Raw genomic sequence first — 24,694 nt, 5'->3', positions numbered from 1 at the left:
CTCGCTGAGCCTTGATGCGAGCGATCTGGATTTCGTCCAGCCGCAGGGCAACCGTATCCTTGGCAATGCGGCGGTAGAATTTGCCGATGGGTCGGTCGTCAACATGTTCGACACGATCTTTGAGACTTATGCGGCCCACACGGTCTATACCGGCGAAAGCGGCGCGCCCGCGTGGCAGCGCGCGCTTGAGGTGAATTCGAACGGGATGGGCACCAACACCGATCTGGCGGTGGCCATGGCCAATGACCCAGAGCTGGGCGAGCTGGTGGCGCAGATCGCGGCGGGCATGACCACGCCGGATATCCTCGCGCTGCAAGACGCGGTTGGCCCGGTGCTGGCCCATTGGGGGCAGACCATGCCCACCACGCGCGAGCTGACGCCGGTTTTGCTGGAAACCGACGGCGAAGGCGCGGCGGTGCTGGCCGATTATGGCATCTGGGTCGAGGACGCCACGGGTGGTTATTGGACGCTCAGCAGCGGCGCGGATGTGCTGGACGCGGGCGGCGCGGTGATTGACCGGCCCACCTTAGGCGATGTGATGGCGCAAAGCGCGGCGGCGGGCCAGGCGTGGCAGATGGAGCAGACCTGGTCGCCCGCCAGCCGCGGCTTTGACCCGCAGTTCCGCGAGGCCGCGCCCTATCTCGTGCGGCTGGTCGAAGGCCGTGCGGTCATCGACGACTGGGGCATTCAGAACGCCGACGGCAGCTGGCGGCTGGCCTCCGGGCGCGAGATCGTGGGCGCGGGCGGCGCGGTGATTGCGCAGCCGACGGTGGAGGACATCCTTGGGCTGGCGCGCGAGCCTGGGCAGGAATGGCGGGTCGAAGAGATCAGCTTTAACCCCTTTGCCGAGGTTCCGGTCGAGCGCGTGGGCATCCGTGTCACCGACGGGATCACGGTGGATTACACCGTCGAAGTCACCGATCAGGACGGGACGTTCCTTGTCTGGGCGCGCAATCTGGACCGCGCGCTGGAGCTGCAATTCAAGACCGGCGACAGCCGAGAGTTCAACCTGCGTAACTATGCCGTGGACTTGGACGCGCTGGACGAGGCCAACATCCACGATGACGCCACCTATCGCGTGCAAATCCTGACGCCGGGCGAGCTGCAATTCGCCACCAGTCTGGGCAGCGTCGAGTTCCGCCCCGAAATGCTGTCGGCGAGCTTGGACAATGCCACGGGGCTGATCGACTACACGCTGCGCGACGGCACCAGTTATTCGCTAAGCGCCGATGTCTACGAGTCGGCCATTGATGTGGGCATCGAGATGATCGGCCTGCACATGACGCAGTTCGTCATCATGAGCCAGCGTCTGGGCGTGCAGATGGCGGTGCAATCGGGGCTGAGCGATTTTGCCCAAGGGCTTAGCTATGACGTAGAGCGCGACGTTTATACGCTGACCTCGGGCCGCGAGATGGCCCCGATGTTCGAGGCGATCTTTGCCGCGGCGCCTGCGACGAACGACGGTGATGCGGTCTATGACTACCTCGTCGACTGGAGCATGATCCTCAACCAGATTTACCCCAACCTTGCCAAGGGCGAGGGGGCGTATGTCTTTGAAAGCAAAGCCGATCTGGATCAGGCCTATATCATGCAGATGGCGCTGGCGGCGCTGGAAACCACGCCGATTGATCTGGACCCGGCGGGGATCGCCAATGCCCTGCAACTGGACGAGCGGCGGCTGGTCACCCATGACAGCGATGCCACCGCGCTGTGGGGGCATACAGGCATCAACTTTTTCCACCTCACGGACGGCGACACCGATGTCACCGGCAGCTACATCAAGAACGCGCCGTTCTACACCGATGACGTCCAGAGCGACATTTACTTTGTCGGGGATCAGACCGGCGACGACACGATCCGCGACTATGATCTGGGCGACAATGACCAGCTGCGGTTCCTGCATCTGACCGCAGATGAGGTGACGTTCGAGCGTGACGGCGAGGATTACATCCTGCGCTGGGACGACGGGCAGGGCGGCGAGGCGAGCCTCTTGCTCAAAGACCAGTTCCTGGGCGAGCTGAACGAGATCTTGCAGAATGGCACCCGCATCGACAGCGGCGTCAATGAAATCGTCTGGGCCGATGGCACGATCTGGAACCGCTATCGCATGGCGTTTTCGGTCATCGACTTTGAGCGCGGTCTGCTGGACCAAGAGGACGCCTATTACGGCTCTGGCTCGGGTGATGTGCTGTTCGGGGGTCTGGGGAACGACTACTTCAGCGGCGGTCTGGGCGGTGACAGCTATTACATCCGGCGCGGCGACGGCCATGATGTGATCGACGATCTGGGGGGCTTTAGCTTTGGTCCGCTGGAGGCGGGGATCGACTACCTGATGTTCCGCGGGGACATCGACAAGGACGACCTGCACCTGACCCGCACCGGAGAGTCCGGCGATCTGGTGATCCACATCCTGCAAGACGGGGTGATGACCGATCAGAGCATCACCCTGAAGGGGCAGTTCGACGGGCTGTCGCTGTCGCTGGGCATGTTCGAAGAGCTGATGGGCACGGACGTCGGGCTGGACTATATCGCGCCCAACCAGATCGAGCAGATCACCTTTGAAAACGACGCTTACCTGACCTTCGAAGAGATGGTGGACGAGGTGATCGCCAACGCCAAGACCGATGGCGACGACGCGATCTATGGCGTGCTGAACGGCAATACCTTGGACGGCGGCGCGGGGGATGACTACCTGCAAGGGGTCGCGGGCTTTGACACCTACATCTATGGCCGGGGTTACGGTCAGGACGTGGTGTTCGACAAGGACTGGACCTCGTCGCTGTTCGGCGTCAAGGACGACAAGATCGAGTTCATCGACGGGCTGCGCTGGACCGACTTTGACTATCTGCGCGATGGGGCGTCGGACACGCTGCGGTTGCAGGTCAAGGGCACGTCCGACCAGCTGATCCTGAGCGATTATCTGGAGTATATCTTCCTCGTTGGGTTCACCAACCTGATCGAGGATATCCAGTTTGCCGATGGCACGGTTTGGGATCACCTCAAGCTGTTGCAGCACTACGTGGACATCGCGGCGACCGACGGCGACGACACCATCTATGGCTTTGAGCATATCCAGGACACGCTGGACGGCGGCGCGGGCGATGACCGGCTCGAAGGGCAGGGCGGCAGCGATACTTATGTCTTTGCGGCGGGCTATGGCGACGACACGATCTTTGACCAATCGACCGAGTTCCTGTCGCCTCCCGGCACGCAGGACCGCATCGTCTTTGACGGGCTGAGCGCTGCGGAGGTCAGCTTTAGCCGCACGGCGCTGGACCTGATCGTGACGATTGACGCCACCGGCGAGACGCTGACGCTGGAAAACCAGTATGTGCGCGACGGGGCGCAGCAGCACGCGATCGAGGCGTTGGAGTTCACCGATCAGACGCTGGACTTTACCGACCTCAACCCCGAGGACATTGACCGCGTGGGCAGCGATGCGGCGGAAACGCTGGGCGGCTCTGACTTTGCCGAGACGCTGGACGCGCGCGGCGGCGATGACCTGATCGTCGGGGGCGACGGCGGCGACACCTACCTGTTCGACGTCGGTTACGGCAACGACACCATCAGCGACACGCGGGTGCGCGCGGCGTGGATGGACCGCGAGGGCATGTCCGTGCCCGTCGACGATACGGTGAAATTCGGTGACGACATCACCCAAGCCAATGTGGTGTTCACCAAGGACGGCAACGACCTGCTGATCTCTGTCGATGGGCGGCCCGACACGCTGCGGATCGTTAACCAGTTTCTCGATATCGAGAACGGGGTGGAGCGGTTCGAGTTCTGGGATGGCACCTATCTGCTGATTTCCGACGTCGAAGAGCGGCTGAGCATCACCGGCGGCAACCGCGGCGACAACCTGATCGAAGGCAACCCGACCGCCGCCAACGTGCTGGACGGTCGTCAAGGCGACGACACGCTGGTGGGCGGCGCGGCGGCGGATGTCTATGCCTTTGGGGCGGATTATGGCTTTGACCAGATCGTGGAACGTCCCGACGCGGAAGGCATCCTTGACGAGGTGCAATTCGGCGCGAGCGTGCGCCGCGAAGACCTGGCGATCACCCGTGATGGCGACGACTTGCGGGTTGACCTCGGGAACGGCGTGGACGTGCTGACCATCGTTGGCGGGCTGGCGCAGACGCGGGTGGAACAGTTCCGCTTTGCCGATAACTCGGTGCTTGGGATCGAAGAGATCATCGACACCATGCTGACCGGCACGGATGCCGCCGAGCGCCTTGTCGGTCTGGACACGCGCGACGATACGATCAGCGGCGGCGCCGGGGCCGATGCGCTGATTGGCGGGGCGGGGGATGATACCTACCTTGTGGGCTATGGCGACACCTCGACCGCGATCAGCGATACCTCGGGGATTGACCGCCTCGTGTTTGGCGCGCTGGTCACGCCGCATGACGTCAGCTTTCAGAACATTGATGGCGATCTGCTGATCACGCTGGGGGCCACGGGCGAGCGCGTGGTGATCCTTGGCGGGTATTTCGACACGCCGGTCGAGGTGTTCGCGTTCGAGGATGGCACCGAGCTGACCATCGAGGAGGTCCGCCAAGAGCTGCTCGACACCCTGCCGCTGGACGGGCAAAACGTGCTGGATACGCGCGAGTACCCCGCAGGGCTGGCGGTGGATGCAGGCGCGGGCAACGATCTGATCCTGCTGGCCGAAGGGGCCGAGGTCGTCTTGACCGGGGCGCATGGGCTGGACCGGGTCGAGATGCTGCCGGGCACGGTGAACGCGGTGCTGCGCATTGCCGATCTGCCGCAGACGGGGCTGACGGTGCTGCGGGCGGACAGCACGTCTGACGACTTGGTGCTGCTGTTCAACACCGGGGCGCAGGTGGTGATCGCGGGCGCGCTGGGGCAGGGAGCGGTGCCGCGCATCGCCTTTGCCGATGGCAATACGTGGGACGCCGCCGCGCTGATCCAGGCCTTTGTGGACAGTCAGGCGACGGACGGCGACGACCTCTTGCGCGGCTCTGACCGGGCGGACACGCTGGAGGGCGGCGCGGGTGACGATGTGCTGGTCGGCGGGCGCGGCAATGACGTCTACCGCTTTGCCTTTGGTGACGGGCAGGACGTCATCGAAGAAGAGCACGGCACCGATGTGCTGGAAATCAGCGGCTATCGCGCCTCGGAAATGCGGGTGGAACGGCTGTCGGCGGATCGCGACGACCTGCTGCTGACCTTTGTGGCCAGCGACGAGTCCATCCTGATCCGGGGGGCGGCGATCGAAGAGGTGCGCTTTGCCGGGGGCGGGGTGTTCACCAAGGACAACCTGCTGGATCTGGTCAACGCCATTGGCAGCGACACCGACGATCTGCTGCGCGGCACCCTGGGTGACGAAGGGTACGACGCGGGGCTTGGCAACGACATTATCGTCGACGGGCAGGGGCTGGACACCTACCGCTTTGACCTTGGGGATGGGCAGGACCGGATCATGTCGGCCTCGCGCGCGGATGGGTTCGGGACGATTGTCTTTGGGCCGGGGATCGCGGCGGCGGACATCGCGGCCAAGCGGGACGCGGACGGCAATATCATCCTGCTGGTGCTGGGCACCGACGACCGGTTGACCTTGATCGACCCCACCGGCGATCCCGACGCCATCATCGGCACGCTGGTCTTTGAGGACGGGCAGAGCCTGTCCGTGGCGGCGCTTGCGGCGGCGATCCCGGCGACGGAGGGCGACGATCATATCATCGTGGCGTCCGGGCCGACGGTCAGCAGCGGGCCAGAGGCGGCGGTGGCGCTGTACGGTCAAGGCGGCAACGACACGCTGGAGTCGGGACGCGGCGCGGATGTGCTGGACGGCGGGGCGGGCAACGACCTGCTGAAGGGCAACTCTGGCGGTGATACTTACGTGTTCGATCTGGGCGACGGGCAGGACACCATCGCCGATGTGGAACAGCTGGACGCGGGCGCGGTGGACAGCTTGCGCTTTGGCGCGGGCATCACGGCCAGCGACTTGCGGCTGCTCAGCGTTGGCCCGGACGATCTGGTGATCGGCATCGCGGGGACCGAGGATCGGGTGACGATTCAAGGCATGTTCAGCGCCATCAGCCACGGTTCCGAGATCGAGCGGTTCGTCTTTGCCGACGGGTCAGAGCTGCAATTGGCGGATATTCTGGCGCTGGCCGGGCAGGGGGGCGACGGAGACGAGCTGCTCTCCTTTGGCGCCGAAGGGTATGACGCGGTGATGAACGGCGGCGCGGGGCGCGATACGCTGGACGGCGGGCGCGGCGACACGACCTATGTCTTTAACCTCGGCGATGGCCAAGACGTGGTGGCCGAGCGGAACTGGCTGTTCACCAACGACACCGTGCGCTTTGGCGCGGGGCTGTCGCAGGCGGATATGGTGGTCACGCAAGATGGTGACGACTTGCTGGTGCGGTTCATCGGCACGCCCGACAGCCTGCGCGTGGCGGGGCAGTACGGCTATAGCGAAGCGCCGATCGAAGTCTTTGCCTTTGACGCGGAAACGCCGCTGACGGCGGCGCAGATGACCGCCTTGATCGTGACCGAAGAGGCGGCGCAGCGCGCGCTCTTCCCCAGCGTGTCGGGGGCTGATCCGTTTAGCGATCCGACCTTTGCAATCGCCCATGGCGACCCGGTCTTGGGCGGCGGCACGGACACGGGCGACGGGGCGACCATCCCGGCGCAGCCGCGCACCTATGTGGCCACGGCGGGTGTCACCGAGACCTTCCAGACCTTTGTACCGGAAATCGACGACGGCACGGGCCTGATCACCATCCAAGGGTTCGAGACCGGGGATCTGGGCGACGTGCTGGACATCCGCATCGCGGACGGTCTGGCGGGCACCCTTGTGGCGACCCAAGAGGGCGCGGACGTCTACGTCTATTTCGCCCCTGAGGGGACGACCGATCTGGGCGCGGCGCGGATGCTGTTCCGGCTCGAAGGGGTCGATCTGGCGGCGCTGTCGGGCGGCAACTTTAACGGCGCGCCGTTTGCGACCACGCTGGGGCTGACCCTGACGGGGACCACCGGGGATGATGCTTTGACCGGCAGCTGGGGCGATGACAGCCTGATCGGGGATTACGGCGTTGACACGCTGACCGGCGGGCCGGGCGATGACACGCTGGCGGGGCGCAACGACAGCGATGTCTACGTCTTTGAGGCAGGCTTTGGCAGCGATGTGATTGCGGACAATGGGCTTGCGCACACCTCTGGCGCGGATCGCGTGGTCTTTGGCGCGGGGCTGCTGTTGGCGGAGATGCAGGTGACGGTGGGCGCCGAGGACGTGACCCTGCGGTTCCCCGGCGGCGAGGCGCTGCGGGTGGCGCAGACCCTGTCCAGCACCTCTTATCGGATTGAAACCTATGAGTTTGCCGACGGCACGATCCTAAGCCACGCAGACCTGATGGCACTGGCCCAAGCGCCGAACCATGCCGACCAAGCGCTGTTCGGCAGCTACGACCCCGAGGCCTTGGACGGCGGTGCGGGCAACGACACGCTCAGCGCGGGCAGCGGCGACGACACCCTGACCGGGGGCGCAGGCAACGACCGGCTGACCGGCTATTGGGGCAATGACACCTACCGGTTCGAGGCGGGCTTTGGCGATGACACCATTGCCGACAACGGCCCCAACCACCTGTCCGGCGCGGATCGGGTGGAATTCGGCGCAGGCCTCGACCCCGCCGATCTGATCGCCACCACGCGCGGGGCGGACTTGCTGTTGCGCTTTGCCGGGACCGAGGATCGCCTGCTGGTCGAAGGGGCTGTGAACACCGCCGCAAACCGGGTCGAAAGCTTTGTTTTTGCCGATGGCACCACCTACACGCATGCCGAACTGACCGCGATGGCGTGGCAGCCGCAGGATGGTGACCAAGCCATGGCGGGCGGTGACACCGGCGATCTGCACAGCACCGGCGCGGGCAATGACAGCATCTATGCCGGGAACGGCAATGACACGCTGGACGGCGGCAGCGGGGATGACGTCCTGCAAGGCTACTGGGGCAACGATACCTACCTCTATAACCTTGGCGATGGCGACGACACGATTGCCGACAATGGGCCGAACCACCTGTCGGGGGCCGATAGCCTGACCTTTGGCGCGGGGCTGGCGCGGGCCGACCTGCGGGCGGTGATCGACGGCAACGATCTGCTGCTGACGTTTGACGGCGTGCCGGGCAGCCTGCGGCTGGAGAATGGCCGGACGGACATCGCGGCACGCATCGAGACGCTGAATTTCGTGGACGACGGCTCGACCCTGAGCTTTGCCGACCTGATGGAGATGGCCCTTCAGCCGTCGGGGACCGACCAGCTGCTAGAGGGCAGTTACGGCGATGACAGCATCGCGGCGGGCGCGGGCAATGACACGATCCGCGCGGGCAACGGGGCCGACACGCTGAACGGGGGCACCGGGAACGACTGGCTCGAAGGCTACTGGGGCAGCGACGTCTACCAGTTCGACGCGGGCTTTGGGCAGGATACCCTGTCCGAGAACGGGCCAAACCACCTGTCGAACGCCGATCAGGTGGTGTTTGGCGCAGGGCTGAACCCGGCGGACATGCAGCTGCGCCGCGTGGGCGATGATCTGGAAATCAGCTTTGCCGGGACCGAGGACCGCTTGCTGCTGCTGCGCACGGCGGTGGATGCGACCTACAAGATCGAAACCTACGTGTTCGAGGCGGACGGCAGCACCCTGACCCATGCCGAGATGCTGGACTTGCTGAGGGTGGCCACGGCGGGCGCTGACGATCTGGCGGGCTCTGCGGCGGGCGATACTTTGGACGGCCTCGATGGCGATGACACCCTGCGCGGCGATGATGGCAACGATACGCTGAGCGGCGGGGCGGGCGATGACGTGGTCTTGGGCGGCGACGATGCCGATAGCCTGAATGGCGACGTGGGCGACGACACGCTGGAGGGCGGCGCCGGGACCGATGCGTTGCAAGGCGGCGCGGGCTTTGACGTGCTGTCGGGCGGCACCCAAGACGACACGCTGGATGGCGGGGCCGGGGGCGATACGCTGGATGGCGGCGACCATGCGGACACGCTGATCGGCGGTTCGGGCGACGACCTGTTGATCGGCGGCGCGCGCAACGACACCTACCGCTTTGGTGCTGGCTTTGGCCGCGACACCATCGACGACTACGACGGGTTCTATTTCTACGCGGGCAATGATGCGATCGTCTTTGACGCTTCGCTGGCCTCCGCTGACCTGCTGGTCTGGACCGATGGCGGCGACATGCTGCTGGGCTTTGCCGGGTCCGACGATCTGCTGCGGATCAAGGGCAACGTCTCTGGCGGCAGTCAAAGGGTGGAGTCCGTCCTGTTCGAAGGCGAAGCGCTGACGCTAATCTATGCCGACCTTGCCGCCGTGGCGGTGGCTTGGCCGGGGGTGGTGGCGGATACCAGCGGCGACGACGCCTATGGCTTTGCCCTGGGCGATGGCGTGCTGGAGATCACCGACGCGGGCGGGCTTGATGCCTTGAGTTTTGCCGCCGGGATCGTGCCGGGGGACGTGCGTGTCCGCCGCATGGCGGGCAGCGATCTGGCGCTGATCCTTGGCGATGAGCGCGTGGTGATCCGCGGCGGGATGGAAAGCGGGTCGGCGCTGGAAACGGTCAGCTTTGCCGATGGCACGGTGTGGACGGCGGCGAGCTTGCGCGCCTTTGCGCTGGCCACCGGGGCAGGGGCGGACGACGTCACCGGGACGGGCTACGCCGAGACCCTCGCGGGGCAGGGCGGCGACGATACGCTGCGCGGCGCGGATGGCGACGACAGCCTGCTTGGGGATGCGGGCAGCGACAGCCTGAGCGGCGGTGACGGGAACGATACGCTGGACGGTGGCGCGGGGCGCGACGTGTTGCAGGGCGGTTTGGGCGATGACACCTACCGCTTTGCCATGGGCGACGGGCAGGCGGTGATTACCGATAGCGATGGCGTCAACGTTCTGGCCTTTGCGGCGGGGATCTTGCCTGCGGATGTGGTGGTTAGCCAAGTGGGGGATGACATCCACCTGCGCCTTGGGGCCAGTGACGAGCGGGTGATCCTCACCGATGGTGCCTTGGGCGCTGTGCTGGCGAGCGTGAGCTTTGCCGATGGCACGGTCTGGAGCGCGGCTGATCTGGCGGCTTTGATACCGGCCCAGACGACACCGGCGCAGACCGGCAGTGACGGCAACGACAGCCTGACCGGCACCGATGGGCGCGACACCATCGAAGGCGGCTTGGGCGATGACACGGTTCGCGGCGGCGCGGGGCGTGACCTTGTGACCGACGCCGGGGGCAATGATCTGTACGACTTTGCGCCGGGGGATGGCGAGCTGCGGATCGCCGATCTTGGCGGTGTGGACACGATCCAGCTGGGCGCGGGCATCAACCCCGCCGACGTGGTGGTCGAGCAAAAAGGGCTGGACCTGCTGCTGCGCGTCACCGGCACCGAGGATCGCATCATCATCGACCGCGCGCTGGACATCGACGCCCGCGCGATTGAGGTGCTGCGGTTTGCGGACGGGACAGAGTGGAGCTTTGCCCAGATTTTGGCCGCCTCCATGGCGGGAAGTGCGGCGGATCAGATCATTCGCGGCACGGGTGCCGATGAGACGCTGCAAGCGCTCGGCGGTGACGATAGCCTGAATGGCGCAGGCGGGGCCGATGACCTTAGCGGCGATGCAGGCAACGACACGCTGACTGGTGGGGACGGGGGCGACACCCTAGACGGCGGCACCGGCAGCGACCTGCTGGACGGCGGCGCTGGGGACGACACCTATCTGTTTGCGCTTGGGGACGGCCAAGACAGCATCACCGACTATAGCGGCATCGACCGGGTCGAGCTGGGCGCGGGGATCGCGCTTGCCGACATCAGCGTCACGCGCAGCGGTGATAACCTGACCCTGCACATCGGCGACGACCGTCTGACCTTGCTGGGCGCTTTGTCCGGCAATACTGTGGCGAGCGTTGTTCTGGCGGGGGGCGAGACCCTCGATCTGGCGGCTTTGCGCGCGCTGGCGACCTCTGGCACGGCGGGCGATGACCTCTACGAAGGCACCGCGGACGCCGATAGCCTGATTGGCCTTGGGGGTGACGATACGCTCAGCGGTCTGGCCGGGGCGGATACGCTGGACGGCGGCGCGGGGCGTGACAGCCTCAGCGGCGGCGATGATGCCGACACGCTGACGGGTGGCCTTGGGAGCGATACCGTCCAAGGTGGCGCGGGCGGCGATACCTACCGCTTCGCCGCGGGCGACGGTGTCGACGTGATCCAAGACCAAGGCGACGCCACCGCCGATGTGCTGGAAATCAGCGGTTACGGCCCGGACGCGCTGCGCTTTTCGCAGACTGGGGCGGGGGGCGCGGACCTGACCATCCGCTTTGACGGCAGTACCGACCGGATCACCGTCAAGGGCGCGTTCACCGGGGATCAGATCGAAAGCCTGCTGTTCACCGACACCATGGCGAGCCTCAGCTTTGCCGAGATTCAGACCCGCGTGCAGCCGGACTTTGGCCTAGATGGCGAGACGTTCTATGGCGATGCGAGCTATGAGACGATCACCGGGACCGCCTTGTCCGATTATATCGAAGGCGGCGCGGGGGCCGATAGCCTGCTGGGCGGCGACGGGGACGATGTCTTTGGCGATCTGCTGAGCGATACGGACGCCGACACGATGACCGGCGGGGCGGGGCGCGACGTCTACCGCTACGTGCCCACCTATGAAATCGCGGGCACCATTGCCGAGGACGTCATCACCGATTTCACCCCTGGCGATGCGGGGGACATTCTGCGGCTGGCGTCCTCGACCCCCAGCCCCTTTGCCACGGGGCGGTTGCGGCTGGTGCAGGACGGAGCCGACACGCTGGTGGTGCTGGTGGATGACGCTGGCATCGGGCGGTCGATCCTGCGGCTGATGGGCGTCGATGCCGATGCGCTGACCCCGGCGAATTTCGGCGGCGTGAGCCTAGAGCGCGACGTGACCGGGATCAGCGACGGTGACGACGCGAGTGAAGTCCTTGGCGGGCCGCTGGCCGATGCAATCTTTGGCAACGGCGGGGCGGATACGATCCTTGGGCTGGCGGATGATGACAGCCTTGCGGGCGGGGCCGACGGTGATGTGATCTCGGGCGGCTATGGCAATGATGCGCTCGCCGGGGAAGCGGGTCACGACAGCCTGTCCGGCGGGGCGGGCAACGACACGCTGCTGGGCGGCAGCGGCGATGATACCCTGCGCGGCAGCGACGACGTGGCCGAGTTCGCCGGTGACGATCTGTTCAGAGGCGGCTTGGGCGACGATAGCCTGATCGGCGGGGCCGAGGAGGATCTGTACCTGTTCGGCCTGAACGATGGCGCGGATACGCTGACCGACGCCGGGGGCTTTGACGCCATTGCCTTTGACGCTGGGATCGCGCCGAGTGATGTGACCGTCCTGCTGCGCGGCGACGATCTGGAGCTGCGCGTGGCGGGCGGCGATACGCGCGATCTGCTGGTGGGCGCAGCCTTGGGCGCGGTGATTGAAGAGGTCCGCTTTGCCGATGGCACGACCTGGGATCTGGCGGCGCTGAATGCGGTGGCGATGACGGGGACCGCCGGGGATGATGCCCTGCGCGTGCTGGACGGCGGCGCGTTGGATGGCCTTGGCGGCAACGACGATCTGTCCGGCAGCGCCAGCGCCGATACCCTGACGGGGGGCGCGGGGGATGACACGCTGCGCGGGGCGGCGGGCGATGACGTTTATGTCTTTGCGCGCGGCGACGGGCAGGATGTGATTGTCGATGCCGAGGGGCTGACCACCGTGCATTTCGCCAGCGGCATTGCGCCCAGCGATGTGTCGGTGCTGACGGGCCTGCCGACGCTGGTGTTCCAGATCAAGGGCACGGCCGACCGCATCGACACCGGCCTTGCGCCGGACCCGAGCATGGCCTTGCAGGTGACCTTCGCCGATGACCCAAGCGTCTGGAGCACCGCCGATGTGATCGCTTTGGCGCTGGCCACGACCATGGGCGACGACGTGGTGATCGGCTCTGACGCTGCTGAAACCGTCGGGGGCCAAGCGGGTGACGACCACCTGAAAACGCTGGGCGGCGATGATGACCTTCGCGGCGACGCGGGCGTTGACCTGCTCGAAGGCGGTCTGGGTGATGACACCTACCACTTTGGCCTTGGCGATGACCAAGACCGGATCGTCGACGCGGGCGGCAGCGATGTGCTGGTCCTCGGGGCGGGGATCACGCTGGCCGATCTGCGGGTCGCGCAGTCGAGCGATGGGTCCGCGATGATCCTTGCCATTGGCACGGACGGCGACCGGGTGCGCATTGATGGCGCCTTGGGCGAGGGGCGGATTGAGGTTGTGCGCTTGGACGACGGGACCGAGCTGACGGTGCCTCAGCTGATCGCCATGGTGCCCACGAGCCTTGATGATTTCATCTATGGGGACGAGAGCGCCAATATTTTGGCAGGGGGTCTGGGCAATGACCGCGTGTCGGGCGGCGATGGCGACGACACCTACCGCTTTGCTGCCGGCGACGGGCGCGACATCCTGCGCGACGGGCACAGCTACAGCACCGACACGCTGGAGATCAGCGGTTATACGCTGGAGCAGATCCGCTTCGCGCGGCTGGGGACGAGCAGCCCCGATTTGCGCATCACCTTTGACGGCAGCGACGACCAGATCGTGATCTCCAACGGTCTCAGCGTCGGCGCGGGGATCGAACAGATCGTGCTGGACGGCGGCACCACGCTGACCATTCCCGAGATCCAAGGCCTGCTGACCGATGCGCAAATCAGCGACGGTGCGGATGTGGTCTTTGGCTCTGACGCGGCCGAGACCTTGGACGGCGGCGCGGGCGACGATCTGCTGATCGGGCTGCGCGGCGATGACGTCTATGTCTTTGGGCCGGGGTCGGGCAGCGACCGGGTGGACGCGCTGGACAACTGGAACCGGGGTGTGAACACGGTGCAACTGGGCTTTGCCCCCGCCGATGTCACAGCGGTGCAGCGCAGCGGGCCGGGGTCCGCCGACCTTGTGATCGACTTTGCCAGCGGCGAGCGGCTGACGCTGATCGACGCGCTTGGCAGCCTCAACGGCCTCTATGGGACGCTGTCGTTGACCTTCTCCGATGGCACCGTCTGGGACCGCGACGACATGCGCGCCGAGGCGATCCTTGGGGTCATGACCGAGGGCGCGGAAACCATCGAAGGCTTTGACGGCAACGATGGCTTCACCTTTGCCGGGGGCAACGACACGGTGGTCGGCAAGGATGGCGCGGACAGCTACACCTGGGCCGCAGGGTCGGGCGACGTGTGGCTGCGCGACGGCGGCACGGATGGCGCGAGCGATGTGCTGTACCTGACCGGCGTGGCGGTCGAAGACGTGCAAGTCACCCGCCTCTTCCAAGGCAGCCTGTCGGTGCAGTTCGATTTCATCACCGCGCCGGGGGACCGGGTGACGGTGCTGGATGCTTTGGCGGAGGATGGCTCTAGCGTTGAGCAGATCGTCTTTGACGATGGCACCACATGGACGCGCCAAGACCTGCTGGACCTGCTCGACAACACCGCGCCGGTGGCCAATGACGACGGGTTCTTTGCCGTGGCGACGGGGCAAGAGCTGGTGTTGCAGGTGGCGGATATCCTTGGCAACGACTTTGACGCCGATGGCGACGCGCTGCGCATTGTCACCGTGGATGGCAGCCCGGGCGGCACCGCCACGCTGGCGGGCGACGGGACGCTGCGGTTCACCTCTGAGGATGGGTTCCTTGGGGCGACGACGATTGCCTACAGCATCACCGACGACCGCAACGCCTATGCCGAAGGGGTCATCAACGTGGCCGTGCGGCCCTTGGCCGAGGCGCGGGACGACAGCGGCTTTGCCATGGACGAGGACACCACCCTGACCATCCGCACCGAGCGTCTGCTGTCCAACGATGCGGACGGCGACCGGATGATCGTGGGGCAGGTGTTTGACGCCATCGGCGGCAGCGTGGCGCTGGGGTCGGACGGAAACGTCACCTTTACCGCCGATGCGAATTTCAACGGCCCGGCGCAGTTCAGCTATGCCGCCAACACCCCCGAAGGCGGGCGCGCCGAGGCGGTGGTTTACATCGACGTCACGCCCGTTAACGATGCGCCCGAGGCGCGGGCGGACGGCGGCTTTGTCATGAAGGAAGACACGCCGCTCACCATCATCGCCTCTGCCCTTTTGGGCAATGACAGCGACGTGGACGGGGATGCGCTGCGGATTGCCGAGGTGTTCTCTAGCCCCGAATTGACCGTCACGCTGGACGGCAACGGCAATGTGCTGGTGACCCCGGCGGAGGACTTCTTTGGCACCGCGACGTTCGACTATCGCGTGGCGGACCCGGCGGGCGGCTATGACGTGGCGACCGCCAGCGTCACCGTGACGGCCAACACCACCGACACCGATGCGAGGGACGACCGGTTCGAGACGGACGACAACGGCGATCCGCTGCTAGAGGACACCCCGGTGGTGATCGGCGCGGATCGGCTGTTTGCCAATGACACCAACACCGTTGGCGCGCTGGTGATCGCGAGTGTGGACAACGCGGTTGGCGGGCGCGCGGTGCTGCTGGACAACCAGACGGTGCTGTTCACCCCGCGCGCGGATTTCAACGGCGAGGCGCGGTTCGACTACACCATCGACGATGGCCAAGGCGGGCGCGACACCGCCACGGCGGTGCTTGTCTATCAGGCGGTCAACGATCTGCCGGTGGCGCGCGACGACATGTACCGCAGTCAGCAGCTGGCGCATGTGTTGCGCGGCACGCAGGACACGGTGCTGGAAATCCCGATCCTTGAGCTGTTGAAGAACGACACCGATCCCGAAAGCTTTGCGGTGACGTTCCAGGCCGCCTCTGGCCCGGTGCATGGCGATTTCCTCGATGCCGAGGGCAATGTGATTGCCTATCACGATGCGGCGCATGGGGACACGATCCGCTTTCGCCCCGATGCGGGCTTCTGGGGAGAGACGACCTTTGGCTATGCGATCACCGATCCCGACGGCGCGGTGGATGGCGGGCAGGTCACGCTGTACTTTGACCCGACCTCTGACGCGCCGCCCGTGGCGATCAACGACCAGGTCCTGATCCCCGAGGACATCCCGACCACCATCCACCTGTCCAACCTGATCGCCAACGACAGCGACGTGGACGGCAACGAAGGGCTGTCGATCATCGGCTGGCGGCACATCGACCCGTTGGCGGATTTCTTCAAGTTCGGCCCGGCGGCGGTGGGCTTTGTCAACGGCACGATTGAGGAGGACGCGAACGGCGATTTGCTCTATACGCCGTTCATTGACGCGACGTACTCGTCCGGGATCGTGTATTTCTTGCAGGACGCCGACGGCAACGTGGTCGAAGGCTTCCTCGACATCGAAATCGTGGCATCGAACGACGATCCGACGGTGGTCTATGACCCCGGCTTTGTGACGCCGCTGGATGTGCCTTTGGTGATCCGCGCGTCGGACCTGCTGTTCAACGACTTTGACATCGAGCAGGCGGATCAGGACGGCGACGGCACCATCGACGACGATCTGGACGACCCGGACCGCGACCGCCCGACATTCGTGGGCGTCGATGCGATCTGGGACCCGCTGGAGCTGGCGCAGGGCAACCGCGTGTCGGTGGGCTCGTTTGAGGTGGTCGATTTCCGCGGCGAGCAGTTCGTCGTGGCGCGGTTTGACGCGGGCTATACCGGGCCTGTCACCATCGAATACCGCATCGCCGACGCCGAAGGGCTGGAGGACACCGGCTTTGCCTATGCCACCATCGCCGACTTCTACGGCGCGGAGTTGGCGGGCTCGCCGCTGGTGGATTACATCGAAGGCAACGCGCTGGACGAGACCTTGCACGGCTATAACGGCGACGATTGGGTTGTGGCGCGGGACGGCGACGACACCATCCTGACCGGCGCAGGCGCGGACATGATCCAAGGCGGCGACGGCAACGATCTGATCGACGCGGGCGATGATGCCGACAGCATCGACGGCGGCGCGGGCTTTGACACGGTGACCTTTACCGGGTCGAACACCGGCGTGCGCGCGGACCTGGAAACCTTGATCGGGCAGGGCGGCTATGCGCAGGGCGACCGCTATATCAGCATCGAAGCGCTGATCGGCAGCGGGTTCAACGACACGCTGGGCGGCGGGGCGTCGAACGACAGCCTCAGCGGCGAGGCGGGTCATGACCTGATCGAAGGCCGGGGCGGAAGCGACATCCTGCGCGGCGGGATCGGCGATGATACGCTGGACGGGGGCGCAGGCGCAGACCTGCTGATCGGCGGGGCGGGCAGCGACTGGGCGTCCTACGCGTTCGGCACCGAAGGCGTCCAGATCGACCTTGGCGCAGGCACGGTCAGCGGCGGCGAGGCGGCGGGCGACGTGCTGAGCGGCATCGAGAACGTGATCGGCACCGACGGCGACGATTATCTGACCGGCGACGCGGGCGACAACATCTTTGCCACCGGGCACGGCGAGGATACGGTCGCCGGCGGCGCAGGGGATGACGTGGTGATCGTCGGCTCTGCGGGCTTTACCGTTATTGATGGCGGCGCGGGCCTTGATACCGCCGATTTCAGCAATCTTGGACAGGGTATTCACCTGCCTTATCATCTGCCAGACTATGGACAGGTCATGGTGGACGGCCTCTACGGCCCCCAGATCGCGCGTCTGCATTATGTGGAACGGATCATCGGCACCTATTTCGACGATGACATCACGGGCAGCGAGATTTCGGAAACGATCCGCGGCGGCTATGGCGCGGACAGAATTGACGGTGGGGAAGGGTTCGACTTTGTCGATTATGCCACGTCGGACGAAGCGGTGTATGTCGACCTAGAGGTCGAGATGGGCGTCGGCGGTGAAGCGGACGGCGACACTCTGTTCAACATCGAAGGCGTGATCGGCTCTGACCATGCGGATGAATTCTATGGCTCTGACGCCCATGAGATATTCGAAGGCGGCTACGGCGACGACACGATGCGGGGCTGGTTCGGCTCTGACGACTATCTGTTCGGCTTTGACAGCGGCAACGATCTGGTGGACGACTTCGGGTACGAGGCGGACGTGGACCGCGTGGTCATGGACGACAGGATCGCCGCCAAGGACGTGTCGCTGATCCGTCAGGGCGACGATCTGCTGATCGAGCTGGAGCGCCACGACGGCTATCTGATCGACACGATGACGGTGCAGAGCCATTACCGCAGCGGCGCTCTGGGGATCGAACAGATCGTCTTTGCCGACGGCACGATCTGGGACCGCGCCTACATGGCGGCGAACGCGCGTGACACGCGGTTCAACGCGCAGAACGACGTGTACCTTCTTGGCACCGAGGATGAGATCGCACTCATCGACCCCGCCGATCTGATCGCCAATGACACCGCCAGCCCTGAAACGCTGGAGCTGGTGTCGGTGCAAAACGCCCTGCACGGGACGGTGTCGATCAACGCCGAGGGGATGATCGAATTCCTTGGGGATCAAGACTTTAACGGCGATTCCTTCTTTGCCTACACGGTCCGCGACGCATTTGGCCGCGAGAGCACCGCGCGCGTTGAGGTCAACCTGTCGCCTGTGAACGACGCCCCCGTGGCGGTGGACGATCCGATCCAATACGGCGTCGAGGATGAGCCGCTGCGCATCCGCATCGAGAACCTTTTGGCGAACGATTACGACGTGGATGGCGACAACGCCGCCGAAGGGCTGCGCATCGTGTCGGCAGAGCCGCTGCTGAACCTTGATGGCGAGGAAATCCGCCCCTACGAGGACAAGGAAAACTACGACGGCCCCGCCACCGATGCGACCTGGGCCATTGACGGGCAGTATATCGAGTTCCTCGGGCGGCCCGATCATTTCGGCTTTGCCGGTTTCCGCTATGTGATCGAGGACAACGACGGCGCGCAGGCGAGTGCCGAGGTCGAGATCTACTTTGCCCCGGTGAACGACGCCCCGCGCACGCGCGATGGCACCGTTTCGGTCAAGCTGAACAACACGCTGGAGATCACGGTCCAAGACCTGCTGGACTCGGCCTATGACGTCGAAGGCGACGCCTTTAGCTTTGTTGGCTTGCATGTCGGCGCCGATGGCAATGCGTCCACCAACGGGTTTGAGCATTTCGATTTCGGCACGGGGATCATCACCTTTACGCCCGAAGCCTTGGGGGATGCAGCGATTGCCTTTGACGTGATCGACGCGCGCGGGGCCGAGGCCACGATCGACTTCCAGATCAGCGTCAAACCCGAAAACGAAGCGCCCAAGGCGCTGGACGACCGGGGCTTTCAGCTGTTGCAGGACGGCACGATCCTGATCGACCCGGCGCGGCTGCTGCTGAACGACAGCGACCCGGACGGCGACGATCTGGTGTTCGAGGGCGTCTATCGCTTTGCCGAAAACGGCAAGGTCTTGGTCAACGCTGATGGCATGATCGAGTTCGCGGCGCGCGAGAATTACAACGGCGCGGCGAGCTTTGACTATACGGTGTCGGACGGGCGGGGCTTGACCGATACGGCGACGGTGCATCTGACCATTCTGCCGTTCAACCGCGGGCCAGAGCTGCGCAATGACGTGGTAGAGGGTCTGGAAGATGGCCCGCTGTACGTCATCCCCGCCGAAGCCTTTGGCAACGATCTGGATCTGGACGGCGATGTGCTGTTCTTCGAGGAAACCTCGATCCTCGGGGAACTGGTGGGTCAGTTCCTGTCGCCCGATTACACCGTCCGCGCGACCGCGGCCAACAACAGCGACTTGCCAGAGTGGCTGTCGTTCGACGCGGACACGCTGACCTTTAGCGGCGTGATCCCCGAAGGGGTCGAAGGCCAGATCGAGGCGGCGGTCTTTGTCACCGATCCCAGCAATGGCGCGGTGCACAACTTCCGGTTCGCGTGGGATGCGAACCTGAATGCGCCGGAGCTGGCGGCGGGCATCGACGTGTCCGAGGCGGTCATGGGCGGCTTCGCGATCCGCGAGGCCTTTGACTGGTCGTTGGGCACAGGCGGCGTCGCGGGCTTTGACATCACCGGCGGCACTTGGGGCGCGCAGGTGGGCGGCGGGCGGCCTTTGCCATCTTGGCTGACCTTTGACGCCGCCACGCGGGCCTTGGCGATTTCCGATTTCGGGACGGATGCGAGCGACACCCCCGCGCGCGTGCAGATCGTCTACACGCCGGGTGCGCGTGACGCGCTGGAGGCGGACAGCTACTACAGCGCCGACGAAGGCTTTACGCTGGAGTTTGTCATCGACCCGAGCGACCCGCAGCTGGACGCGATCAACGCAGTGTTGGCGGGCGGTGATGCGGCGCTCTTTGCGCTGGACCTGTCGGGCGAGACGGGCCTGAGTGTGACCCGCGAAAGCGGCGCGCCGATGAACGACTGGCTGAGCTTTGACGCCGCAAGCCTGACCTTTAGCGGGATGCCGCCGTCGGAATACGTGGGGGCGGTGCCGCTGCGCATCGACGTGGATGGCGCGGGTGATCTGCCCGCCATGAGCCTGATCCTAGAGGCGGTGGTTGATGAGACGTTCACCGTGGAAAACCTCGGCGACGATACGCCGTTCAGTCTGACGACCCTGCCCGAGCGCATCGACATCGACGCGCCCGAGGACTTTAACGGCGCGCTGGCCTTTACCTATATGGCGGGCGACGAAAAGGGCGGTCTGGCGGATGAGCCCGCCAGCATCGTGTTCAACGTGACGCCGACGCGCGAGAGCGCCGTGGCGCATGACGACCACGTTGCGCTGTGGGAAAATGGCGCGGTAAGCTTTACCGTGGCCGAGCTGCTGCTGAACGACCGCGACGACGATGGCGATGCGCTGCGGATCACCGGCTTTGGCACGCCGGGGAATGGCACGATCACCGTGGACGGCGGGGTTGTGACCTACACGCCGACGCCGGGCTTTGCGGGTCAGGACGTGCTGAGCTACACGCTCACCGACGATGCCGAGGGCGCGGTCACGGGGCTGGTTTACCTTGACGTGGCCAGCCTGCTGGACCCGCCGATTGCCGCCACCGATCACTTTACCCTGCTCGAAGACGGGTCGATCACCCTGACGCCCGCCGATCTGTTGGCGAACGACAGCGATGTGGATGGCGATCCGGTGCGGTTTGTGTCGGTCCAAGGGGCGCAGAACGGCGCCGTCAGCTTTGACGGCACCGACATCACCTTTACCCCCGATGCGAATTTCGACGGGCTGACGCAGTTCACCTACACCGTGACCGACGACCGCCACGGCGAAAGCACCGGCATTGTCGAGCTATACGTCCAGAGCACCAACCAAGCGCCCGAGGCGGTGACGGATGTGTTCACCATCCTCGAGGATGAGCCGGTGGAGTTCACCCTATCGGACCTCTTGGCCAATGACGTGGACGCCGATGGCGATCAGTTCAGCTTTGTCTCGCTGAGCACGGAAACCGATGGGGGCCGCCTGCTGGAGCTGCCGGACGGGCGCTACCAGTTCGTGCCCGACGAGAATGTCACCGGCGCGGTGAGCTTTGGCTATATCATCACCGATGGGCGCGCGCGCGACACCGGGGTGATCACCTTTGACATTCAGCCGGTGAACGACGCGCCGATTGCCAACACCGATGGGATCTTCTTTGGCGAGATGGATCAAGCCTTGGTCGTCGATTTCGCCGACCTGCTGTTCAACGATGTGGACGTCGAGGGTGATGCGTTTTCCATCGTGGACGTCTTTGATGGTGACAATGGCACCGCCTACATGGATGGCACCACAGCGGTGTTCCAAGGGCGCGCGGGCTATTTCGGCGACGGCGGGTTCCACTACCGGGTGACGGACGCACACGGCGCGACGGCGATCGGCTATGCCGAGGTCATCATCATGCCGCCGTTCGAAGTGCCGGTGGCCGTGTCCGACGACGGGTTCGAGATGCTCGAAGACAGCTTCCTCGACCTTGATCCGGCGATCCTGATGGCCAATGACGACATCCCCGAAGGGTCCAGCGTGACCTTCCTCGGGCTGTCCTTTGGCCCCTTGGATCAGGACAAGGGCACGGTGACCGAGCTGGAGAGCGGGTTGTGGCGGCTGACCCCGTCCGAGAACTTCTTTGGCGAGCTGAAGCTGCGCTACGCGATCACCAATGAGCTTGGCTTCGAGGTGCCGACGACGGTGACCATCGACGTGATCGGCACCTCCGATGCGCCGATTGCGGTGGATGACGCGGTCACGATGACCGAGGACGAGCCGCTGGCGGTGTTCGTCAGCGCCCTTGTGGCCAATGACAGCGACCCGGATCGGCAGGCGTTCCAGCTGACGCGGATCTTGGACGCCGAAGGGGTCACCGCGACCTTGACGGAGGACGGGCAGGTGATCGTCACCACCGCGCCGGAATTCCACGGCACCGGCTGGTTCGAGTACCAGATCGAGGACACCACCGGGCAGACCGACGTGGCGCGGGTCGACGTGACGGTCGAGGCGGCCAATGACGCGCCGGTCATCACCGGCCCCGGCACGCTGTTCGCGGCCGAGGATGCGGCGTTCGACATTGCCCTGCCGGACGGGACAGTGACGGACGCGGACGGCGACGCGCTTGTTATCGAGTTGCGCAGCCCCGGCGGCGCGCCTTTGCCCGTGTGGATCAGCTTTGACGCGGCGACGCGCAGCCTGTCGGGCACGCCCCCGGCAGAGTTCAGCGGCACGGTGGACCTGGAGCTGTACGTCTCCGACGGGCAGGCAGAGGTGACCTCGGCCCTTGTGTTGAACGTCGCGCCGATCAATGACGCGCCGGTGTTCACCTCTGGCGCGGCCCTGTCGGTGGCAGAGAACACCCTCGCCGTGGTCACCCTGACTGCCACCGATGTCGAAGGCGACGCGGTCACCTATGCCATCACCGGCGGGGCGGACGCGGCGCTGTTCACGCTCAGTGGCGATGCTTTGGCCTTTGCCAGTGCGCCCGACTTTGAGCTGCCGCAGGACGCGGGCGGCGACAACGTCTATGACGTGATCGTCTCGGCCAGCGATGGCACCGACGCGACCGAGCAAGCCCTCGCCATCACCGTCACCGATCTGGCGGATGGGGTGGTCTTGCTGGGCACCGAGGGCGACGATCTGTTCAGCGCGACCGAAGCGCCGGACGGCCAGCCGCTGCCCACCGCCGGGGCCGAGACGATTTCGGCGCTGGCGGGCGATGACACGATCCACGTGCAAGGCGCCGACACGGTGCTGGGCGGCGAGGGCACGGATACCCTGGTGCTGGCGGGCTGCGCGGCGGATTATGGCTTTGGCATCGAGGGCGCGCGCCTGCTGATCCAAAGCGCCAGCGGTGTGGCCGAGGCCACCGGGATCGAGGTGCTGGAGTTCACCGGAGGTGTGATCGCGGGGCAGGTGGTGCTGGCGGATGTGGTCTTTGACCTTGCTGGGGCCGAGGCGTGGCTGCTGATGCAGACCAGCCTTGATGGCGCGGGCCAGCCGTCGCAGATCGTGACGGTCTATGACAACGGGGCCGAGTCGCTGGCGCTGTTCGAAAACGGTGTCAGAACGTCCGAGCGCACGGTTGACGCGCGCGATGATTTCATCTGGGCGGAGCAGACGCGGGTCTATGCGGTGGACGGCAGCCTGCTGCGGCTGGACATCCGCTATGACACCGGGCGCGCCCTGTCGATCAGCTATCAGCCCGACGGCAGCCAGCTGCGCCGCTTGACCGATACCGAAGACCTGCGGGTGTGGGACACGCTGGAGCATAGCTTTGATCCCGCCGGCGACATGGTGTCTAGCGTCATGGTTTACGACGATGGCCGGGTGGCCCGGATGAGCTATGACGGCGGCGCTTTGACGAGCCGCGTGGAAACCGATCCGAATGATGCGTGGGAGTGGACGCAGCGCGACTTTACCTATGACGAGAACGGGCAGGTCGCCAGCTTGACCATCGCGCAGGACGACGGGCGCGAGACGCAGCTGGGCTATACGGATGGCACGCTGAGCAGCTGGCTGGACGTGGATGCGGCGGATGCCTTTGAGTGGGCCACACGCTCGCGCGGGTTCGATGCGGCGGGCGAGGTCGTGTCGGGTGAGACGATCTACGACGACGGGCGCATCGCTCAGAGCACCTTTGTGGACGGCATTCTGGCGACCCGCACCGACACCGATCCAAGCGATGCCTGGGGCTGGACGCAGCGCGATTTTGTCTATGACGACACCGGGCAGGTGGCGTCGCTGACCATTGCGCAGGACGATGGCCGCGAGACGCAGATCACCTACGCAGGCGGGATCATCGCCACCTGGCAGGACAGCGATCTGGCGGATGCCTACGCGTGGGAGACGCGCGCGCGCAGCTTTGAGAACGGCGCGGTGGCGACGGCACAAACGGTCTATGACGATGGCCGCATCGCGCAGAGCACCTACTCGGGCGGCGTGATCGCCACGCGGGTGGACACCGATCCGCTGGATGCGTGGGACTGGACCCAGCGCAAGACGCTGTATGATGCCAATGGGCGCGTGGCGCAGATCGACATCGTGCAGGACGACGGGCGCGAGACGCGGTTCACCTTTACCGATGGGACGATCTCTGGCTGGCTGGAAACCGATGCGGGCGACGCCTTTGAGTGGTCGACGCGCAGCCGCAGCTATGACGGCGCGGGCGAGATCACCGAATACGTGGTCAACTACGACGATGGCGGGGTGTTCACCCGGACCTATGAGGCACCCGAGGCGATGCCAGAGGCGGTCGCGCCCGATCCGGTGCTGGCGCCGATCGTCGATGAGGGCTTGGTCTAA

1 protein-coding gene (only partly in view) is annotated in these 24,694 nt (G+C 65.4%); it reads left to right on the top strand.

Features of this window, described 5'->3' with window-relative positions; all coding sequences use genetic code 11:
- A protein-coding gene (locus B9A11_RS22505; protein ID WP_058248757.1) for a tandem-95 repeat protein crosses the window boundary here: on the top strand, nt 1-24,694 show its 3' portion. 4,040 nt of this gene lie to the left of the window's left edge; 24,694 of the gene's 28,734 nt are visible here — the last part of the coding sequence; its start codon lies off the left edge, out of view; the stop codon is at nt 24,692-24,694.

It is taken from the genome of Tropicibacter naphthalenivorans (assembly GCF_900176475.1).
In the GTDB taxonomy this organism is placed as follows: Bacteria; Pseudomonadota; Alphaproteobacteria; order Rhodobacterales; family Rhodobacteraceae; genus Tropicibacter; species Tropicibacter naphthalenivorans.
This window is presented reverse-complemented; position numbering and strand designations above follow the sequence as displayed.